This is a genomic window from Desulfurispora sp. (assembly GCF_052744395.1).
In genome coordinates this window covers 20105-40281 of record NZ_JBRAJI010000023.1, presented here as the reverse complement: position 1 = coordinate 40281, position 20177 = coordinate 20105, and the positions used below count along the sequence as shown (strand labels likewise).

Here is a 20177-nt window from a genome sequence, read left to right as displayed (position 1 = left end):
GGGGCTGGCGCGGACATCCTGTCCGCGCCTCCCGGCCCGCTGCCGCGCCCTCGCCTGGTGCTGCGACCGGTACTCCATACGGGCTCGCTCAGGATTAGCACACCCACTACGTACACAATTTGTTTACATGCATCATGTATCCTAGTTGATTATACCCCCGGCTTGATTATACCCCCCGGCCGCGCCGGGGACAAGCGGACAAATTATGCTAAGCGGCGCTGCCTGCCTCCCGCTGCAGGCGGTGCAGAAAATCCTCCAGCATATCCAGGATGTGTCCGGACGAACTGCCGGGCAGGGGAGCGCGCAGCTTGATCTGGAATTCCTCCCCTAAATTCTGGAACTTGATCCGCCCGCCGTACTCCTGCCCCAGGCGCACCAGCAGCTCGCCGCTCAAATTGTGTCCGGGGGCAAAATGGAGGCTAAAGTGCCCGGCCTGCAGGCCCACCTGGCGCACGCGCAGCTGCATGGCCATGGCTTTCAGCCGGGCCACCCGCAGCAGACTGAGCACGGATTCCGGCGGGTCGCCAAAGCGGTCCCAAAGCTCTTCCCGGATGTCCTCCACCTCCTCCGGCGCAGCAGCGGCCGCCAGGCGGCGGTAGATCTCGATCTTCTGGTTGGTGTCCGGGATGTATTCATCCGGGATATACCCTTCCACCGGCAGCTCGATACTGGTCTCCACCGGCGCCGGACCGGTCTGCCCCCGGGCTTCCCGCACGGCTTCCTCCAGCAGCCGGCAGTACAGATCAAACCCCACGGCGGCAATGTGGCCGTGCTGTTCGGCGCCCAGGATATTGCCCGCACCGCGGATTTCCAGGTCGCGCATGGCGATCTTAAAACCGCTGCCAAACTCGGTAAACTCCCGAATGGCTGCCAGGCGCTTTTCCGCCTGCTCACTTAAGACCTTCTCCCGGCGGTAGGTAAAATAGGCGTAGGCCAGGCGATTGGAACGCCCCACCCGGCCGCGCAACTGGTAGAGCTGGGCCAGGCCCATTTTATCGGCATCCTTGACAATCAGGGTGTTCACATTGGGCATATCCAGGCCGCTTTCAATGATGGTGGTGCAGAGCAGCACGTCATACTCCCCGGCCAGAAAGTCCATGATGATTTCTTCCAGGCTGTCCTCGCGCATCTGGCCGTGGGCCACGGCAATACGGGCTTCGGGCACCAGCTCCTGCAGCCAGCTGGCCACCCGGTCCAGCTCCATCACCCGGTTGTGCACAAAGAAAACCTGCCCGCCCCGGCTCATTTCCCGGCTGATGGCCTCGCGGATCATTACCGGGTCTTCTTCCACCACATAGGTCTGCACGAGAAAGCGGTTTTCGGGCGGCGTTTCCAGCAGGCTGGTATCGCGCACACCCACCAGGGACATGTGCAGTGTACGGGGGATGGGCGTGGCCGTGAGGGTAAGCACATCCACATTTTGTTTGAGGAGCTTGAGCCGCTCTTTGTGGGCCACCCCGAAGCGCTGCTCTTCGTCCACCACTAAAAGGCCCAGGTCTTTGAACTGCACATCGCCCTGCACCAGGCGGTGGGTACCGATGACAATATCCACCGTCCCGCTCTTTAAGCCGGCCAGCACCTGTTTTTGCTCGCGCGGGCTGCGAAAGCGGCTTAAAAGTTCGATGTTCACCGGGTAGGGGGCAAAGCGCTCCTTGAAGGTGTGGTAGTGCTGCTGGGCCAGGATGGTGGTGGGCACCAGCACGGCCACCTGTTTGCCGTCCATGACCGCTTTAAAGGCGGCCCGCAGCGCCACCTCGGTCTTGCCGTAGCCCACATCCCCGCAAAGCAGGCGGTCCATGGGGCGCGGCTTTTCCATGTCCCGCTTCACATCTGCTATGGCCCGCAACTGATCGGGAGTTTCCTCATAGGGAAAAGCGTCCTCGAATTCCTTCTGCCAGGGCTTGTCGGGCGAAAAAGCGTGGCCACGGATGGTCTCCCGGGCGGCGTAGAGCTTTAACAGCTCATCGGCCATCTGGCGCACAGCCTCTTTGACCCGGCTTTTCACCCTGTGCCATTCGGCTCCCCCCAGGCGGGAGAGGCGGGGAGATTCGGCATCGGCGCCCAGGTACTTTTGCACCAGATCCACCTGATCCACGGGCACATAGAGCCTGTCTTCCCCGGCGTATTTGATCTGCAGGTAATCCTTGCGCAGTCCGGCCACTTCCATGGACACAATACCCTCGTAGCGGCCGATGCCGTGGTTCACATGCACCACATAGTCGCCCTTCTTCAGATCGGTGAAGGGTTCCAGGCGCCCGGCCTGCCGGGGCCGGGCCGCCCGCCGGGCCCGGCGGCGATGGCCGGAAAGTTCGTTTTCCGTGATTACCACCAGCCGGGCGCTCACCAGCTCGAAGCCGGCGGAAAGCGTGCCCGGCGCAATCACCACCTGGCCCGGCGCCGGTGGCACAGTCAGTTTGCCCACCCGGTAGGCATCCACCCTGGCCTGCTGCAGTTCTTCCAGCAGGGCCCGGGACCGCTCCTCGCCACCGACCAGCAGCACCACGCCGTACTGGCGGCGCTTCCACTGCCTGACCTCGTCCACCAGGATGTCCAGGCGGCCCATAAAAGAGGGGACACTCTTGGCCGATATGTTCACCACATAGCGGGCCGGCACGCCGCTCTGGCGGGGCAGGGCACTGCAGTAGAGCACCGGTTTGCCGGTCAGCGCCTCCTGCACTTCCTCCCAGTCCAGATAGCTGCGGTAAACCGCAGGCAGCGCCTTGCCCCGGCCCAGCAGGTGGTTGCAGACCTCGGCCCGCTCTTTGTGCAGGGCCCCGGCCGCCTCCATCAGGCGCACCGGCTCATCAAAGACCAGCAGAGCCTCCGGGGACAGGTAATCCACCAGGCTGACAGGCTGCGGATAAAAATAATAGCTGTACTGCTCCAAAAGCGGCTCGTACACACCGCTTTCCACGGCGGCCCGCAGGCGGCCATAGAGTTCCTCCAGCTGCTGCCGTGCTTCGCTGCCGGCGCTGCGGGTGATCTTTTTGCGCTGCGCCTGGTAATCGGCCAGAATTCTTTCCAGAGCGGCGTCCCGCACCGCGTCATCCAGCACCAGCTCGGCCGCCGGACCGATTTCCACCCGCTGGTGCTGCTCCAGCGAGCGCTGGGTGGCCGCGCTGAAGGTGCGCAGCGAATCCACTTCTTCGTCAAAAAACTCCACCCGGACCGGATGCTGACCAGTCAGCGGATAGATGTCCAGAATACCGCCCCGCCGGGCGAACTGGCCGGGTGCCTCCACCTTGTCCACCCGCTCGTAGCCCAGATCGAGCAGTTTTTTCATCAGCTCGCCCGGGGAGTAGGACTGCCCCACCTGCAGCTCCAGCCGGGCTGCCCGAAAGACGCGCGGATCGGGCAGACGGCGCAAAAAGGCTTCCAGGGAAGCCACCAGCACAACGGGCTCCGGCACCGGGCGGGTTAACACGCTCAGCCGCCCGGCCATGGCCTCCCGACCGTGAGCCGTCACCTGATAAAGCGGCACGGGCGAAGCCGGGAAAAGCTCCGCCCGCCCCGGCAGCAGGCCGTCCAGGTCTTCGACCAGCTGGCGGGCATCCTGCTCGGAGGTGGTGACCACCAGGGCACAAGTGCCCCGCTCCTGCACCAGGGCGGCCACAAAACAGGCCCGGGGCGCGCCGGACAGGCCGATCAGCATCTGGGGACGGCCTTTGTCCAGATTCAGGCTGGCGGTTTTATATTCGGCAGTGGCCTGTACAGGTGTAAGCAAGCCGGACATAGCATCACCGTCAAAAACAGCAATTGCCCGCTGCAGAGAATACCTGCAGTGGGTGAAAACCAGGACAGCACGAAAAGAGCTTTAGCCGAGGCTAAAGCTCTCCTGCCCTGTTATCCATAGTATAACCTACGGGTAAGCAAAAGCAAACCACCCGCCGCCATTTTATTTTGCCCCCGGCCGGGCTGGTGAAGCCGCCCGCGGGCCAGCCGGCGGAGCCAGCCGCCAGACCAGCCCGTTCCAGGCGGCGTGCAGCAGCCAGGCCGCAAGCACGGCCGGCCAGATGCTGTTAGTCCACCCCAGCACATACCAGGTCAGCCCGCCCAGAGCGCCGTGGGTAAGCACGGCGGCCAGCAGCGCCCGCCGGTCCCCCCGGCCGGCCCGCCACTCCCATACACCCTCCAGCAGGCCGAAACCCAGATGTACCCCGGGCAGCCAGGCCCCCAGCGCCAGGGCCAGCAGAGTTTTGGTGCTCTCCTCCAGCGCCGGCCCCAGCAGCACCACTCTGCACCGGCCGGTAAACCACAAAGCCAGCCCGGCATTGCCCGCCCAGACCAGCAATGCGGCCAGCAGCGCTGCCGGGATGCTTAACCAGAAAGGTCCTGTCTCCACCCTCTCGCCCCCAGAATAATTTTCCCCGCTGGGCTGCCGGCACGCATTCAGACGCCTGCCGGGCGGCATAATGACCGGTAAAAGCAGGAAGAATACCAGGCCGTGTCGAAGTATGCAGAGCTAAAGCCCCGCATTGGCCGCTGTGGTACCGCTTTATACCGGGCCATATGCGGAATACGGCCTCCTGTGACCAAACTAACTTTGTCTGGAAAGGAACATGCCCCGTGTCTATTGAACAAGCACGCGCTCACCTGCAGAAATGGCACAGAGAAAAGGACATCCTGGAATTTAGCGTGTCCAGCGCCACAGTGGAACTGGCCGCCCGGGCCCTGGGAGTGGAACCGGCCCGCATTGCCAAAACGCTGGCTTTTAAAAGTGACGCAGACGCCCTGCTGGTGGTGACCGCCGGCGATGCCCGGGTGGACAACAAGAAATTCAAAGCCGCCTTCGGCCAAAAACCCAGAATGCTCACTCCGGAAGAAACGCTGGAATTTACCGGGCATGCCGTGGGCGGTGTCTGTCCTTTCGGGCTAAAAAAAGAGCTGCCGGTTTATCTGGATGTATCCCTCAAAAGATTTAAAACCATTTTTCCCGCCTGTGGCAGCAGCAATTCAGCTATTGAGCTCACCTGCACCGAACTGGAGGAATATGCCAAAAGCCGCGGCTGGGTGGATGTCTGCCGGGAATGGCAGTAGTGCGGCCACAAGAAATGCCCGTTCCTAGGACGGGCGATGGAAAGTGAAATTGATTAAAAATACTTTCTGCATGAACCGGGACGATAGTTTCTTTAAATAATGTACTGGCAAAAGCTCTGCAAAAAACCCGCTGTGCTGCGCTGGGCCAAAGGCAGCAGCACACTGGTAGCTACATGATAAGAACGGGGAGAGAACTGGCACACCAGGTGGTAAAAAGCCCGGGACACGGTGGCATTGCTGATTACCCAGACCGCCGGACGACGGCCGGGGTAATAAATTCCTTTGTCCTCCACGGCATAATGGAGAAAGTTTTGCTCCACCCATTTTTCATAATCGGCATGGCCATGAAACACCTGCCGGGCAGCGTGATGGGGCACACAAAGGTCCTGTACCAGATGTGCAGCGGCTCCCAAAAAGCGCATCGCCCTGTGAGTCTGCCGGCCCTCCCACAGCGCCAGCGCCCGGAAAAAGAACTGCTGGCATTTGTTGGCTGCATGGTCGCAGAGCCAGAGCCCTGCACCGCAGGCAGGATCGTAATAGTGACAGTTGTTTTTTAGCCAGCGGTCGGCCCAAACGGTTCCCTCATCCAGAGCTGCCCCATAGCCCTCCAGCAAGCGGGCTTCCCGTTCCCAACCATCCCGGTAGAGAATTTGCCGGGCCTGCCGGTTGATGAACAGGTGGGTAGCAAATCCTTTGATCTGCTTTTGCGCCGGCGAAGCAGCAACTGCCTGCTCAGTTTCCCCGCGCAAGGCCAGGCTGCCCACCGCCCGCTTAATCACTTGCCCCAACATCGCGCCACCTCGCTGCACCGCATAGTATTTTTCGACAGGCCGTATTTTCTGTGTTATGGTCATTATGCAGCACGATGCTTAAAATAATTACCAGGCGGATTTTAAAACATGGTAAACCAGCTGTAAAGTTTTTTTTACATTTTAGCTGACATACCGCGTAAGGAGGCCAATTCAGCTTCTTTCTCTCTCAGCAGAGCCCGCAGATGTTGTAATTCCCGGCAGTGCTCCTGCTCCCGCCGGCGCAATCTTTCTACCAAACGTTCCACCGCCCGGGAGTGCCATTTACCGCTCACCAGTTCCTGGTCCCATTCCTTTCTCTCCGGCTCCACATTTCCTGCCAGGGCCTGGCTTGCTTTAAGCCCAGCATTGGGCACAGCTTTTACCACAAACTGATAGGTATGATAATCGGGATGATGCTGCTGGATAAAATCCAGCATTTGCGGCGGATACAAACCAACCTCGCTTTGAAACTCGGTGAGCTCGGGAGGAATTATGACCTGCCGCCTCTGGGTAATCTGGTATCCAGTACGCCTGAAAAGCTCACCCACGGTCTGCCGGCAAAAAAACCGCAAATGAGTATCATCCAGCAGGCCCACCGCTTGATAGAGGAAGCGCCCCCGGGCCATCTCCAGGATGACTGCAATATGAGTAATATTGGGAATAGAAGCCACCACATACCCACCGGCAGTCAGCAAAGGACTCACTTTTTCCAGCACACGGTCGGGAAAGCGCAGATGTTCCAGCACATCGCCCATCAGAACAACATCAAAGGATGCCGGAGCAAAGGGCATATCCATTTGTTCTACATCACCACAAATTACCTGCTGGCAGTATGCTGCCGCCTTCTCCGCCCCCCGGGGGTCAATTTCTATACCGGTTACCTGACAGCCAAGTCTCTCGCTCAGCACCCGGCTCATGTAACCGGTAGCACAACCCACCTCCAGCACCCGTTTCTTTTCACCCACCAGCTCCACAATGTAGGCTGCCGCACTGCCGGGCCACATTTCCACATTCCCGTCATATTTGAAACCGGACACCAATCCCACCTCCCGACCGCCATCCTGCATGTTTAGGCGCTGCCCAACACCAGGCTGGTGTAATTTCCGCCATAGGCAAATGAGTTTATTAACACATAGTTTACTTCTTGCCGCACGGGCTGGCGCACGTGAGCCAAGGGCAAATCAGCCAGAGGCTCTTGCAAATGGGCAGTGGGCGTGAGCTGTCCCTCCCGCAGCGCCAGTATACCCGCCAGCACGTTAACCGCCCCGGCGCATCCCATACAGTCCCCCACCAGGGACTTGGGAGCCCCTACCGGTACAGCAGCGCAACCAGCTGCTGTAAGGGCTAAAGCTTCCGCCCGGTCGACCACCGCCACACCACTGGCTGCCGCTGCACAATAGCCCAGCACGGCAGGCTGCACACCGGCCTGCTCCAGGGCCCGGGTGATAGCTCTACTCCAGTCTTCGCCCCGGGGATCCACTCCGCCCAGCCTGTGGGTATCTCCGGCCAGGCCATAACCCAGCCAGCGGGCCAGCCCAACTGCCCCTCTTTGGCTGGCCAGCTCTTCTCGTTCCAACACAAACGCCACTCCGGCCGCACCCAGCAGGGTACCCGAGCTATGTTCATCAAAGGGGCGCACTGCCTCCCGGGTCAGGAAACCCGGTAAACAGTCATGCCCTGCCAGCAGGGCCTGGTTAAATTCGTCAGCACAAACCACCAGTGCCGCATCTATCCGGCCACAGCGCAACATGTGGGCCGCATAGATCAAGGCCTGCAGGCTGGAAACTCCCCCGGCCGTGATCGTTGAAGTAGGTCCTTTGATGCCTGTAGCCAGGCAAATGTGTCCGGCTGCCGCATTCATCACTGTATTGGGAAAAAGCTTGGGATTGGCCGCAGCCGGTCCCTGCAAAATAATACTGCGATTAAAGGCTTCAACAGTCTCAATAGGCCCACTGCCGGTGGCAAAAATCACTGCTATACGATTTTCATTGTCTTTACCCACACTCAAACCAGCGTGCTTTATGGCCTGCCGGGCAGCCACCAGAGCCTGCCGGGACAGGGTATCCATACGCCGCCAGGCTTCCGGTGATGCTATGCCCCGGGGAGAAAGGGCAGGCATTTCCGCCCCCAATTGGCAACGGCAGGCACTGACATCAAAACCATGCACCGGACCCCAGCAAGTCTGCCCACGGGCCAGCACCCGCCACCATTCCTCTATACTGTTTCCGGCCGCTCCCACGGCCCCCAGCCCGGTGATCACTACTTCACCCGCAGGTTCTTCCCGCGGTATACTCCTCCTGGCCCGATATTTTCCAACAATTACACAGGCATTATTACCACCAAAGGCAAAGGAATTGGATAGCGCCACCTCTACCTGACCGGCCCGGGACCGATTGGGAACAAAATCCAAATCAGGGTAAGCCACCCGCTCAGCATGGAAATTAATCGTAGGAGGAATAACATCCCGCTCCACTGCCAGCGTACAGGTAACCACTTCAATGGCTCCCGCCGCCCCCAGAGTATGACCAATAATAGATTTGGTGCTGCTGATAGGGATGGAGGAAAGCCGTGAACCGAACACCAAACGCATAGCCCGGGGCTCAGCCTGATCATTGGCCGGCGTACCGGTACCGTGCCCGTTAATATAGCTCACCTCTTCCCGGGATAAACCGGCCATTTGCAGTGCTTGAATCATGGCTGTCGCTGCTCCCCGTCCGCTGGGATCGGGAGCAGTAGGATGATAGGCATCGGCAGAAAGAGCATAGCCCAAAAATTCAGCCAGAATGGGGGCCCGGCGTTCCAGGGCCCTTTCCAGCGGTTCCAATACCAGCACCGCCGCCCCTTCACCCAAATTCATCCCATCCGAGCGGCTGTAAGGCGCACAGTGCTCCGGGCAGGCAGCTTGCAAAACGCTAAAGCCAGTAAAGGAGAGCAGGCAAAGGGGATCCACCCCCCCGGCTAGCATTACATCCGCCTGGCCGGCCAGCAACAAGTCCCGGGCCAACCCCAGCGCATTGGCACCGGCCGCACAGGCAGTAGAGATAACCGAACGCGGGCCACGCCACCCTAAATGATGCGCTACCGCATCGCAAGGGGTGTGTATGGGATAGGAGAGTAAAAGGCCCGGTCTGGCCCGGCGCAAACCCCGGGTCAACCACTGGCGGTGAAAACAGTCGCCGCTCTGCATACCGCCCAGAGAAGTGCCCAGCACCACACCTGCCCGGCTGGCATCTATTTCCGCCCCCTCCAGGCCGGCCTGTTTAATGGCTTCCCGCGCCGCCAGCACGGCATATTGCCCCGCCCGGTCCAGACGGCGCAACTGCCGGCGGGAAAAATGCTCCTCAGGACAATAATCTTGAATTTCACCGGCTACTTTAGTACGCAGTTCTGTAGAGTCTATGGATTTAAGGATTTTAATTCCCGTTCGCCCTGCTACCACATTGCGCCAGAATTCCTCTCGACCTATCCCGGCCGCACTAACCACACCCAGACCAGTAATGACAACCCTGTTTGCCGCCAAATCAAACACTCCCCAAATCTTTTGCCCTTCGGGGCTTAGACCATAGCTACATTCCAGCTCTTGGGGGTGATATAGGGCGCAGACAGTGTCCGCACCGGTTGCCACTCCCCATGCACATCGCGCACCAGCAGATCCAGTCCTGAAGCTGTCCACTCATGCTGCAGACGCGCCAGTCCCAGTTGTTTACCCAGACCAGGACTAAATAGGCAGGTAACCACCTGACCGATCTCGGTTCCCTCGGCCGCCGCTACCACACAGCCTGCCGCCAGTTGCACCGCCGGACCAGCACAAAATCCTACTGTCAGGTAATCATAACCGTTTTGTCTTTGGGCCATTAATGCTTCTTTACCCCAAAAATCTTCTTTATTCAAATCCACCAGCCAGTTAAGTCCGCAGCGCAGTACATTGCCATCTTCACCCAGTTCTCGATGCAATAAAGGTTGGCGCACCTCCAGCATGGCCACTTCCAGCGCATGATAGCCGGCCGGTTCGGCTTCCCCGGCTAGCACCGTCCAGAGCTGTTCCGCCAGGCCGGGAGCAGCATAGATCCTGTAGCCGTATTCTGCAGTGTATCCCATCCGGGCCACCCAGAACGGTTCTCCCTGCCAGCTGGCGGGCAAAAACCCTTTATAGGCCAGAATGCTGACATCAAAATCGGCCACCCGGGACAGCACCTGCCAGGCATAGGGACCTTCCAGCCCCAGCACAGCATACTGTTCGCTCAAATCCCGAACTTCCATGCCATCAACACAATTTTCGGTCAAAAGCTGCCACACGGCCTGGCGGCCCCAGGGCGATGTTTCGACCCAGTAACTCTCACCATGATTGTATACCGTAACCACATCCAGAGGCCGGGCCTCCTGATCCAGCACCAGGCTAAATAAAGCGCGGTCCGGCATAAGATATTCCAGATCCCGGGTGCACATCTTTTGCATATATTCCATGGCCTGTTCGCCGCTGATCAGGATTCGGCCGGCATAAGAAAAGTCCAGCAGGACAGCCTTTTGACGCAATGCCCGGTATTCTTGCTCCAGGCTGCTAAATTCCCAGGGCAGCTCCAGATCACCGGCCGGCTGAGTGGTTACCGGTTGATAGAATTTTTGTAAAGGTGAAGTGTAACTCATTAGACCCAGCTCCTTTCTGGTTAATAATTGTGCACCCATTCCATGGCTTCCCGGGCTCCGGGCAAAGTCAGCAAAATCTGGCGGTATTGCTGCCGGGCTTCTGCCAACCGCTCCTGGACCGCCTGATCATAAAGCAGCCGCTGGATCAGTTCGCCGGTTCCCTGCACATCAAACATCTCCGCCCGAACGAGTAAATCGCAATAAGGGTTGTCCTGCAATAAAGGAGCAAGCTCCTTTATCCAGCCAAAGGGATAAACATTGTAAGGGAAAATACTTCCCGGTACAGCTCTTTCCCATTGCTGCAAAAGCCTTAGCGCCTCCGCACTGAGCTCAAAAGGTGCCAGGTACATGCCGTCACCCCGGCTTTCCAGGGAACTGGTCAACACCAGCACGGGCACACCTCCTACAGCCGCTTTGGCTGCAGAACAGGAGGTAATATTATCAGTTATAAAAAGATCCACCGCCCAGAGCAGCGACTGGTATTCCTCCAGGCTCAAAAAGGGCAGCGATACAAAGCGCACCTTTTCATCAACAGCACTAAAACCGGGTTGTAAACCTATCCCCAGCACCACCACCGTTCCTTCTACTTGCCCAAGATAGAGGCGCAAAAGCTGCTGCAGTACCCGCTCATAAGAAAAGCTGTTACCCCGGCCATGTTCCATAGCAATAATCCGAAACACCAGCTGGGCCCAGGATGACCTGGCCAGCATCACCAGCTTTTCCCGCTCCGAAAAATTAAACCGTTGCCGAATACTGCGCCGCTTATCCTCATCCTGTTGCCAGCAGGATTCCTTATACAAACTAACCGGCAAGATGCCTTTTTCCGCCACCGGCCGGTTGATGGGACAGGACCGCAGTACGGCCATATGGGCGGGCACAGCAGGCAATACGGTCTGAAACTGGCCACCCCGTCCAAAAACCCTGCTGTGCCGACAATGGCGCAAAATTTCCTTTTCCAGCCTGGTAGGGCCCGGAGCAAAGTTCATGGAATCAAAAGTAGCCAGCGGCAGAGCAATTTTTTCCACCCGGGCCGGTTCCAGCAGCGGCCCTTCCATGAACAGGTTGTAATAATCGGCCAGCAGTACCACCTCGGGCCGGCAAGTAACCAGCAATTCATCCAGCAATTGCCCGTTCTGGGCAGGGTTTTTGGTCCAAACCTGGCACAACATTCCCGCCTGCCGGACATATGCACTATGGCCTTCGGTAGCTACAAACAGCACATCATCCTCCGGATGCGGTAACTGCCGGGCAAAAAGCAAGGCATTGTGCAATTCTCCCAAACTGTGTTCGCTGAGTGATAAAACCAACAGCCGCACTGTTCTTACACTCCTTCCGGCAGCACTGCCGCCAGGTGCCGGTATAACCGGGGAGAAGCATTTACCGGCCCGAGCATGAGCCCAACCGCTACACTCCGGCTGCTACCAGGTGAAAGCTTAAGCCGCTGCATGGCCATAAGCTGCCACAAACCTCCCGCCAGCTGCCTGCCCAACACTTTACCCGGTTGACCACAGGTAACCAGAGCCAGCGTGCCTTCTGCTGTCTCCAGCACCCCCACACTTTCCCCCAACACGGCGGAAACCTTTTCTTCCCCGGAGACCACGGTCAGCACTTCCTCTCCCCGCAGACAGCAGAAGCGCTGGCCGGCAGCCGGGTTGGCATGCAGGCTGAAAACACTATCAAATTGCCTTTCCTGCTCTCCCCGGTAGTGATACTGGGCCACCGCCCAGAGCAATGGACTATCCGGTAAAGTCAAGAAGAAAAAGCATACTTCCAGTTGCTTCCATTCTTCCTGTTCGGTTTTTCCTGTTAACTGCACCCCGCGCCAGGGCAGTGCATTACCTGGCGAAGCATATGCCTGGGCCACAAACTGCCAGGGCACTTCTTCAGCGCTCAGGGTAACCAGCCAGTCGTCACTTCCAGTAACCGGATAGAACTTGGCCCCGCCCCGGGAAGCGGGACAGGAACCGATAGGCTTTATTTTGGGATACCCGGTATAAAGCCATTGCCTTGCCCCGGCCTGCAGGCCGATGAGGGTGCCGGCAAAATGGGGGGCCAGTGTAAACTGCAGGCGTCCATTGCTCACCCGCCATTGCTGGGAAAGCTGCTTAACCTGCACCTCGCCCCGTGCGCTACCCGGCACCAGCACCGGCCAGGGCCAAACCACCTGACCCTCCTTTTCCTGCCACATGAGCGCACCCTGCCATATGCCCGGTGAACCATTCCAGCAAACAGGGTAAGTCACTTCACAGGGCTTGCTCCAGCTAATCCCGCCCCTGTATAACCTTACTTGCCGCTTTGGTTGCTTGGAACCGGTGCTACCGGCGTCCCGGTTGGCGCCTTGTTTACCCCGCTCCTTCCACCTGACCAGCCACTGCCGGCAAATTTGTTTCAGTTTATCCCAGCTCCGGAGTTTTTCCGGTTTACCAAACTCCCTGTTTCCCGGGATATCCCCAACTGCCCTGTCCGCCGCAATTTTCTCCCCGGCCAAAGCTCCCCCCGCTGCTGCTTCTGCAGGAAGTATTAAGAAAACCTCCCCCTCCCGGGGCTTTTGACTGGTAGTCCTTATTTTTACCGTGACTTCCTTTTTTTCGCCGGCCAAGAAGAGTGCGGGTTTTACCTGGGCCACCACCGGCGGCCAGCTCAACACCACGGGTTGTTCAGCGCCCGGCAAACAAGACTTGTTCATCATCTGCCAGCAACGGGCTACCTGACGATAATCACCGGCCCCGCAAAAATAGTAGTAATTGGGGAAACGATGCATTTCCCCCGATAAAGGCAACATCACGCGGTAAAGCACCGAAGGCATCCAGTGCAAGCCAAATCGCACCTCGTGAGCGCCGGGCCAAATCAGGCCTACCACCATTCCCTCCCCGCTGAATGCCGACCAGGGCGCTGTATAATCATCCGGGCTAAGGGGTAGGTCGCCCGACCGCATACCCTCATAGTCATGAGTTAGAAAGGGGAATTTTTCATAGATTACCGGTAACCGGCACAAACCGCTCTTTAAAGGCACTGTCAAGTCCAGCAAGCGCTGGCTAGCCCAGGGATAAAGGCGTAGAAAAAACTCTCTGGACTGGCTTGCTCCAGCAGAGTCCCTCTCTCCCGCCGCAGTGTCAAAGTGTTTTTTGTGCAGTTCGCTGCCTATCAGCAAAGTACCATCTGTACCCAGAACATAGCGGCGCCGCAATGTGTAGCCACACAGCATTTCCCCACCGGGCGGCTGCATGGCGCTCAGACTGGCCTTATCCCGCCACCACCAAATATTGGCCGGGCTTTCCAACACTAATTCACTCCGGCCGGCACTTTCCTGCCATTCCACCAAACGCAACGGCCGTTCCGCCGGCCGCTTAAAGCCCCCGGGAAAGGGCGGGCCCAAATCGGGCCAGGGTTCCTGGACCATAACTTTTCCAGTGGTACGCTCCACCACTTCCAGCGCTCCTGTACGCGCATCCAGCCGTACCTTTATGGCGGCATTTTCCAGGCACCATTGTCTTTCATCCATACTCACCCTGACCTGACCGGATGTGTTCCAGCATTCCACCACCTTCTGGCCACGACCACCGCCTGCCGCTGCACCGGCTACAGTCTTCAGAGGCAGTGCAAAAGTAAAGTAAAACCGGTTGGTCTGTCCAGGCCAAATTTCCTCCAGCAACAGCCGGTTTTCCAATACCAATGGCCCTCCTGACTCGGGAAGCACCACGGACAATTCTTTTTCCCAGCTGGCGCCCGGTTCCAACAACATCCCTTCCAGCAAAGCTACTTCCCGGCCATCGGGCCAGCATTGCCGCACCGCCAGCCGAAAGTCGGTCTGGGATGTATTGATGTACCGGAAACATAAAGTTACCTCTTCACCGGCCCCGGCCTGCCAGCGATCAGCATGAGGGTAACATTCAAAACTGAAGATATTGCTGTATAAAGCAATAATCTGTTCGCACTCCAGATCAATCAAACATTGTATCCGGGCTTGTTCAATCTCCAGGTCATAGCTCACCACTTCCCGCCCGTGCCAGTAAATGCTGTCCACCTCACTGGAACGCGCAGCCAGGGTTGACAGAAGGTTTTTCCAGCCCTGGGCTACATTCTTGTCCAAATAGGTATTCTCTTTCAGGTTTAACGCTTGTTGAAAGTAGCGGGCCAAATAAGGGGTGTAGTTAATCATTTCCAGATAGTCATCGCCATCAATAATGGAGCGGTAAGTACGCCGAAAACCAACTCTTTTATACAAGGAAATGGCAGTCAGGTTACCCGGGGCCACCTCGGTGTCAATGCGATTGTAGCCTCGCTCCACCAGGTACTCTATACCTTTGGTAAAAAGCTGGGCTGGTATCTGACCCAGCCTGTACTCCGGATGAATGAAGAACTTGCCCCCCCACACTGCGCCGGGAGATGCCGCTTTCTGCCCGGAAACCGGGTGGAAAGACATGGTCCCCACCACCCGACCATTCTCATTTACCGCCACAACAAAACGGATCTTGCCCCTTTCTACCATGGCCCGTTGTATGTCTTCCGCCGTTAGCGGATAACCATGGGTGATGGGACCGTAGCCGTACCGGTTATACAGCTCGGCCACGCCCGCAGCATCCTGAACCTGAAAAGGGCGTACGGTAATACGCGACATATTCTCCTCCCTTAGCGGCCAGCCAGCAAATACACACCCACCGCTACCAGAATGAGCGGCCAGAGGCTGCCGGCAATACTAAAGGGCAACCAGCCCAACGAATCAATGAAGAAAAAAGCTCCCAGCAGTACTAAAATGGCTCCACCGGCATTCATCCGCCACTTATTGACAGAAAAAATGTATAACCCTACCGCCAGCAGGATGAGCGGCCATACCCGCCCGACAACTCCCCCAGGCACCAGCCCCCAGGTTTCCACCAGGAAGGCCAGACCCAGCAGAACCAGAATTACTCCGCTCAGATTAAACCGCTTCATAGCTTTGCTCCTTCTCCGGCCGGCGTGAGACCACCAGGGACCCTTCGGCCACCAGTTCCCCTTCACAGCGAGCGCTCACCTGCACACTGGTTAAAATACCCAGCGAGCTGCCCAGCAGGCACTCCAGCACCAGCCTGTCACCCGGAGATACCGGCCGGCGAAACTTCATGTTTTTTATTGCCACCAGGTAGCCCACTTGAGCAGAAATATCCACGTCGGCCATGCTCTGGCCTCCGGCAGCCTGCTCCAGCTCGACCAGGGCACCGGTTGTGTAGGCCACTGCCGTAAGCTGGGCCAGGCACTCCACAATGAGTACACCGGGCATAATGGACTCGGCCGGAAAGTGACCGGCAAAGTAAGGTTCACTGACAGCAACGTTTTTAATCCCTACGGCCCGGCGGCCCGGCTCCAGTTCTACCACCCGGTCCAACAAAAGAAAGGGCCAACGGTGGGGCAACAGTTTGCGGATGTCGTCGGCAGACAGAGGAGGCTTTAATTTCATGGTTTACTACTCCTCCAAACGGTTCTTTTCTATAAAATCAGCCAGTCCGTTGATCGAACCGAATACATCCATCCGATCATCGGTAATGGCCGCACCAAAACCAGCTTCTACCGCCACCACCAGCTCCAGCGCGTCCACACTGTCCAGCTCCAGCCCGCGACCAATCAACGGCTGGTCATCAGTAATCCAATCGGCTTCCACAGGCAGGTCCAAACGGTCCACAATCATTTCCTTGAGCTGTTGACAGAGGCGGCGCCGCTCCTGGGCCCGCTGCCACAATACCTCTACACTGGGCATTTTTCATCCTCCTTTAAAAAAAGCTGATTTAAACACTGATCAACCCGCCGTCAATAGTAAAAACCTTGCCGGTGATATAAGCGGCCCGGGGTGATGCCAGGAAGCTTACCAGGTAGGCCACTTCCTCGGGCCTGCCCATGCGTTTTAAAGGAACCAATTCTATGTATTGTTTGAGCCTGGCCGGTTCCATGCGTTTGACCATATCGGTTTCAATAAAACCCGGTGCCACTGCATTGACGCGGATCCCATGAGAGGCCGCTTCCCGGGCCAGTCCTTTAGTGAAGGAGATAATCCCCCCTTTGGCTGCCGAATAATTGAGTTGCCCCTCCTGACCAACCAGCCCGCTGGTAGAAGTAATATTAATAATCACTCCCTGCCTTTGATGGGCCATGATCTTTATGGCTTCCCTGGTGCATAAAAAACAGCCTTTTAAGTTAACATTGATCACCTCATCCCATTTGGCCGTACCCATCATCATGAGCCAGCCGTCACGTATAATGCCCGCATTGTTCACCAGAATGTCCAGGCGGCCCAGTTCGCCCCGCACCCGGCGAAACAGCGCTACAACCTCCTTTTCCTCGGCCACATTGCCCGACCAGGCCCAGGCCTGGCCACCTTCGCTCTGGATCTCTGCCACCAGACTTTCCGCCTGCGCGGCACTGCTGCTGTAATTAACCACCACTTTAGCTCCGCAATGGGCCAGTTCCCGGGCAATAGCCCGGCCTATACCCCGTGAGGCACCTGTGACCAGAGCCACGGTTTCCGGTGTAAAATACACGGCACTTCCCTCCTGAAAACCTGTACCTAGGCCGCGCTTTCTGCCACCAGACGGTTAATCACGGCCGGATTTTCCAGGCTAATGGCTTCTATCTCGCGGCTGATCTGGCGGCTCAGACCGGTTAGGACTTTGCTGTCGCCAACTTCGAGCAAACGCCGCACTCCCTGACGCTGCATGGTCCGTACGCTCTGGGTCCAGAGCACTGGCAAAGTAAGCTGTTCCACCAGCTCCCGGCGAATTTCCCCAACATCGGTACTGATACGGGCAGTAGTGTTCAACACCACCGGTACCCGCGGTGGCCGGATGGTTAATTCGGCTACATATTGAGCCCACTCTTCCACCACCTCGCTCATCAGGGGTGAATGGAAGGCCGAACTCACCGCCAGGGGCACTACTTTTAACGCGCCAGCCAGGCGGGCCAGCTCGCCCACCCGTTCCACCGCCGGTCTGGCTCCGGAAATCACCAGCTGGGTAGGGCTGTTGTGCAAAGCGATCACCACCGGCCCCAGCTCTGCCGCCTGACGGCACAGCTCTTCTAACTGATCTGCTTCCAAACCCACAATGGCCATCATGGCCCCCGGTGCCATTACCGACCCCATCAGCTCTCCCCGCCGGCGCACAGCCAGCAAGGCTGCTTCAAAGTCCAGGCAGCCCGCAGCGCATAGAGCAGCCAGTTCTCCCACACTGTGACCGGCCAGCACAGCGGCCTGCACATCACGTTCTTCCAAAAGAGCCTGGGCAGCCATGCTGCAGGTAAATATAGCCGGCTGGGCATTCACTGTGGCAGTAAGAAGCCCTGCCGGGCCCTGACAGCACAGCTCCAGCAGATCAAAACCCAGCACCTCTCCGGCCCGTTCAAAAACCTGCCGGGCGGCCGGACTAAAACGCACCAGCCCTCTACCCATACCAATCCGCTGCGACCCCTGACCGGGAAAAACAAAACCCAGCATACTTAATCTCCGCCCCTTTCTACATTGTTAGCAAATCGTTCCGGTTATAATTGCCGCCTGACCACTGTACCGGTTCTGGATGGTTTTGCCCGCTGAATGCTTGATAGTCCAGCAATACCGCGGCTATTACCATCTGTTCCTTCCAGCCCCATACCGCCCAGCCACGCTGTCCATAGGCCCGGCAGGGCTGGGTATGCAGCTTCTCTGCCGCCAGGCCGACCTGACTGACCAGTTCCTGCACCAGGTTTACCAGACATACAGGCACCGGACATCCCGGCAGCAAAAGTTCCAAATCGGTCCACTTAAAGCCCGTCTGCCGTCCTCCCAGAGCCTTAATTAAGCTCTCTTTCACCGCCAGACAGGCTGCTACTTTGACCAGCACAGGCAAATCTCCCCAGCTGCACCAGGCCTGCTCAGCGGCTGTCAGCAGGCGGGCTTGCAGGGCGGTTTCCCATTGCTGCAAAATAAGATTCAGACGCGGCAAATCGACAATGTCACAGCCTAATCTCATTGGTTTAAAAACTCCTCAATCCGTTGCTTCATCTCGGCTGGCAAAGACAGCAGCATGCCCCGCCCCGGCACAATTACGGCATGAACCGTGCGCCCGCTGGCCAGGGGCACATGCCCCGGCAAACGCATCACTTCATAGACGAACTCCAACCGGGCCGCCCGGGGCGGCAAAAGCGCTGTGCGCACTAAAATAGTGTCATCAAAGCGAGCCGACTCCCGAAAACGACACTCACAGTGCAACACAGGCATAAACACCCGTTCTTTTGCCATTCCTCGAACATCTATGCCCGCAGCCCGGGCTACAGCCAGTCGTCCCACTTCAAACCAGACAAAATAATTAGCGTGGTGCACTACTCCCATGGGATCGCATTCAGAAAAGCGCACCGCCAGTTCACTCTCCACCCAGCGCAAAAAATCTCCTCCCCGATTTCATGGCCTGTCGTCCAACACAGCGGTTATGCCGACCAGAATGCCACCTGGCTACTCCAGCCGGAACCGGCTCAGGGCTATGCCGAAAAACAACACTCCCATTCCCACAAGCACAGCTACCGGTAACAGCACATCACCCATGTCTCCCCCGTAGGTAAGCAGTGCGTTGAATCCATCCATGGCCCAGGCGGTAAGAGTGATATGAGCCACCTTTTGCATCCACTCCGGCACAATATAAATAGGCCACCAGGAACCCCCCAGCGCCGACATGGCCAGCACCACCAGCACCGAAACTCCCGAAACCTGGGAACGGGTACGGCACAGGGAGGCCAGCAGCATACCCAAACCTGTGGCCGCTACACAGGTAGCCAGAATCACCAGACCCAGAGCTGGCAGGTCCCGGCCCAACCACATGCCGAATACCAGATGGCCTACGGCAAATAGCACCAGTGCCTGCAGCAATGACTGCAAAAAGCTGGCAGTCATTTTGCCGGCCAGAATATCCGCCCGGCTTACCGGCATGGTCAACAAACGGCGGATGGTCCCCTCCTCCTTTTCCTGGAGCAACGAGCCTGCTGCTCCCGCCGTACCGAAAAGAATAAACATGACCGCATAGCCCGGCACATTGGCCTCGAAGGGAGTTACCCGGCGCTGCTCGGCAACTGCAGTTTTTACAGTAACCACCACCGGCGGTTCTTCCACCAGGGCTTCCGCCACATCGGCCGCCCGGCGCAGGGCTGGCCGGGGATCCACACCCCCTCCTTGCCGCTGTACATCCTGCTGCAACACCCCGGTAGCCGTCTGGGCGGTTTGGATACCTGTGCTCATGGTAGAAAACCGGCTGATGATACTGCGGGTAATATCGGCCACCACACTGGGGACCACCCGGTCCACCGGATCCTGCAGCACCACAATGCTGGCCAATTGCCCCCGGCGCACCCGGCTGGTAAAGTCCCGGGGGATAATTATGGCCGCTTTGCGCTCCTTGATAAGCCTGCGGGCAGTTTTTTCATCCATGGAGTAACGCCGCCCATCCTCCTCATAACTGGTCTCCAGCTCCAGCGCCTTGACCTGGCGCAGGTGGGCCATGAACTCCTGCGCCAGCTCTCCATCATCCAGTTGTACCACCGGAATGCGAAACACCGCTGTACCCGAGTTCCACAATCCAGAAAGAGCAAAGCTGGCAATGGCAATAACAATGATGGGGGTAATAAACAGGTAAATAATGCTGGGAATGTCCCGGCTGAGGATTTTCAAGTCATTGCAGGCAATATACCAGAATTTCATTCAGCCCCTCCCTCTCACCC

The 20177-nt window shown here is 57.9% G+C and carries 17 protein-coding genes; 1 reads left to right on the top strand and 16 read right to left on the bottom strand.

Annotation, left to right across the window (positions count from 1 at the left end):
* Positions 1-208: 208 nt before the first annotated feature.
* Entirely contained in the window at positions 209-3733 is a 3525-nt protein-coding gene (mfd, locus tag ACUVTU_RS07770; RefSeq protein ID WP_445889394.1) for a transcription-repair coupling factor, read from the bottom strand.
* 162 nt (positions 3734-3895) lie between these two features.
* Positions 3896-4342, bottom strand: a complete 447-nt coding sequence (locus ACUVTU_RS07765; protein ID WP_445889393.1) for a hypothetical protein — start codon at positions 4340-4342, stop codon at positions 3896-3898.
* A gap of 224 nt (positions 4343-4566) precedes the next feature.
* Between ACUVTU_RS07765 and ACUVTU_RS07760 the strand changes: the two genes are divergently transcribed.
* The gene (locus ACUVTU_RS07760; protein WP_445889392.1) at positions 4567-5037 is read left to right on the top strand and encodes a YbaK/EbsC family protein; all 471 of its coding nucleotides are present in this window, start codon (positions 4567-4569) and stop codon (positions 5035-5037) included.
* Between the two features lie 92 nt (positions 5038-5129).
* On the opposite strand, the gene ACUVTU_RS07755 is transcribed toward ACUVTU_RS07760, so the two are convergent.
* The 14 genes from ACUVTU_RS07755 to ACUVTU_RS07690 form a co-directional block, all read right to left on the bottom strand.
* Positions 5130-5828, bottom strand: a complete 699-nt coding sequence (locus ACUVTU_RS07755; protein WP_445889391.1) for a zinc dependent phospholipase C family protein — start codon at positions 5826-5828, stop codon at positions 5130-5132.
* Between the two features lie 134 nt (positions 5829-5962).
* Positions 5963-6865 (bottom strand): class I SAM-dependent methyltransferase, encoded by a 903-nt coding sequence (locus ACUVTU_RS07750; RefSeq protein WP_445889390.1) that lies wholly within the window; start codon positions 6863-6865, stop codon positions 5963-5965.
* A gap of 32 nt (positions 6866-6897) precedes the next feature.
* Complete coding sequence (locus tag ACUVTU_RS07745) at positions 6898-9348, bottom strand: beta-ketoacyl-[acyl-carrier-protein] synthase family protein (protein WP_445889389.1); 2451 nt, start codon at positions 9346-9348, stop codon at positions 6898-6900.
* Between the two features lie 35 nt (positions 9349-9383).
* Complete coding sequence (locus tag ACUVTU_RS07740; protein WP_445889388.1) at positions 9384-10472, bottom strand: aminomethyltransferase family protein; 1089 nt, start codon at positions 10470-10472, stop codon at positions 9384-9386.
* Between the two features lie 20 nt (positions 10473-10492).
* The gene (locus ACUVTU_RS07735) at positions 10493-11788 is read right to left on the bottom strand and encodes a DUF6365 family protein (protein WP_445889387.1); all 1296 of its coding nucleotides are present in this window, start codon (positions 11786-11788) and stop codon (positions 10493-10495) included.
* Between the two features lie 5 nt (positions 11789-11793).
* Positions 11794-15090: a GNAT family N-acetyltransferase gene (locus tag ACUVTU_RS07730; protein WP_445889386.1), complete on the bottom strand. Its 3297-nt coding sequence runs from the start codon at positions 15088-15090 to the stop codon at positions 11794-11796.
* A gap of 11 nt (positions 15091-15101) precedes the next feature.
* Positions 15102-15404 (bottom strand): LiaI-LiaF-like domain-containing protein, encoded by a 303-nt coding sequence (locus ACUVTU_RS07725; RefSeq protein WP_445889385.1) that lies wholly within the window; start codon positions 15402-15404, stop codon positions 15102-15104.
* Complete coding sequence (gene fabZ, locus ACUVTU_RS07720) at positions 15391-15906, bottom strand: 3-hydroxyacyl-ACP dehydratase FabZ (protein WP_445889384.1); 516 nt, start codon at positions 15904-15906, stop codon at positions 15391-15393. Before fabZ ends, ACUVTU_RS07725 begins: the two co-directional genes overlap by 14 nt.
* A gap of 6 nt (positions 15907-15912) precedes the next feature.
* Positions 15913-16203 (bottom strand): acyl carrier protein, encoded by a 291-nt coding sequence (locus ACUVTU_RS07715; protein WP_445889383.1) that lies wholly within the window; start codon positions 16201-16203, stop codon positions 15913-15915.
* Positions 16204-16231: 28 nt separating this feature from the next.
* Complete coding sequence (gene fabG, locus ACUVTU_RS07710) at positions 16232-16981, bottom strand: 3-oxoacyl-[acyl-carrier-protein] reductase (RefSeq protein WP_445889382.1); 750 nt, start codon at positions 16979-16981, stop codon at positions 16232-16234.
* 26 nt (positions 16982-17007) lie between these two features.
* The gene (gene fabD, locus ACUVTU_RS07705; protein ID WP_445889381.1) at positions 17008-17931 is read right to left on the bottom strand and encodes an ACP S-malonyltransferase; all 924 of its coding nucleotides are present in this window, start codon (positions 17929-17931) and stop codon (positions 17008-17010) included.
* A 19-nt stretch (positions 17932-17950) separates the two neighbouring features.
* Entirely contained in the window at positions 17951-18442 is a 492-nt protein-coding gene (locus ACUVTU_RS07700) for a 4'-phosphopantetheinyl transferase superfamily protein (RefSeq protein WP_445889380.1), read from the bottom strand.
* On the bottom strand, positions 18439-18843 hold the full coding sequence (locus ACUVTU_RS07695; protein ID WP_445889396.1) for an acyl-CoA thioesterase: 405 nt from the start codon (positions 18841-18843) through the stop codon (positions 18439-18441). The genes ACUVTU_RS07700 and ACUVTU_RS07695 overlap by 4 nt, the downstream gene beginning before the upstream one ends.
* A gap of 78 nt (positions 18844-18921) precedes the next feature.
* A complete protein-coding gene (locus ACUVTU_RS07690; RefSeq protein ID WP_445889379.1) occupies positions 18922-20157 on the bottom strand; it encodes an ABC transporter permease in 1236 nt (411 codons plus the stop codon).
* Positions 20158-20177: the final 20 nt, after the last annotated feature.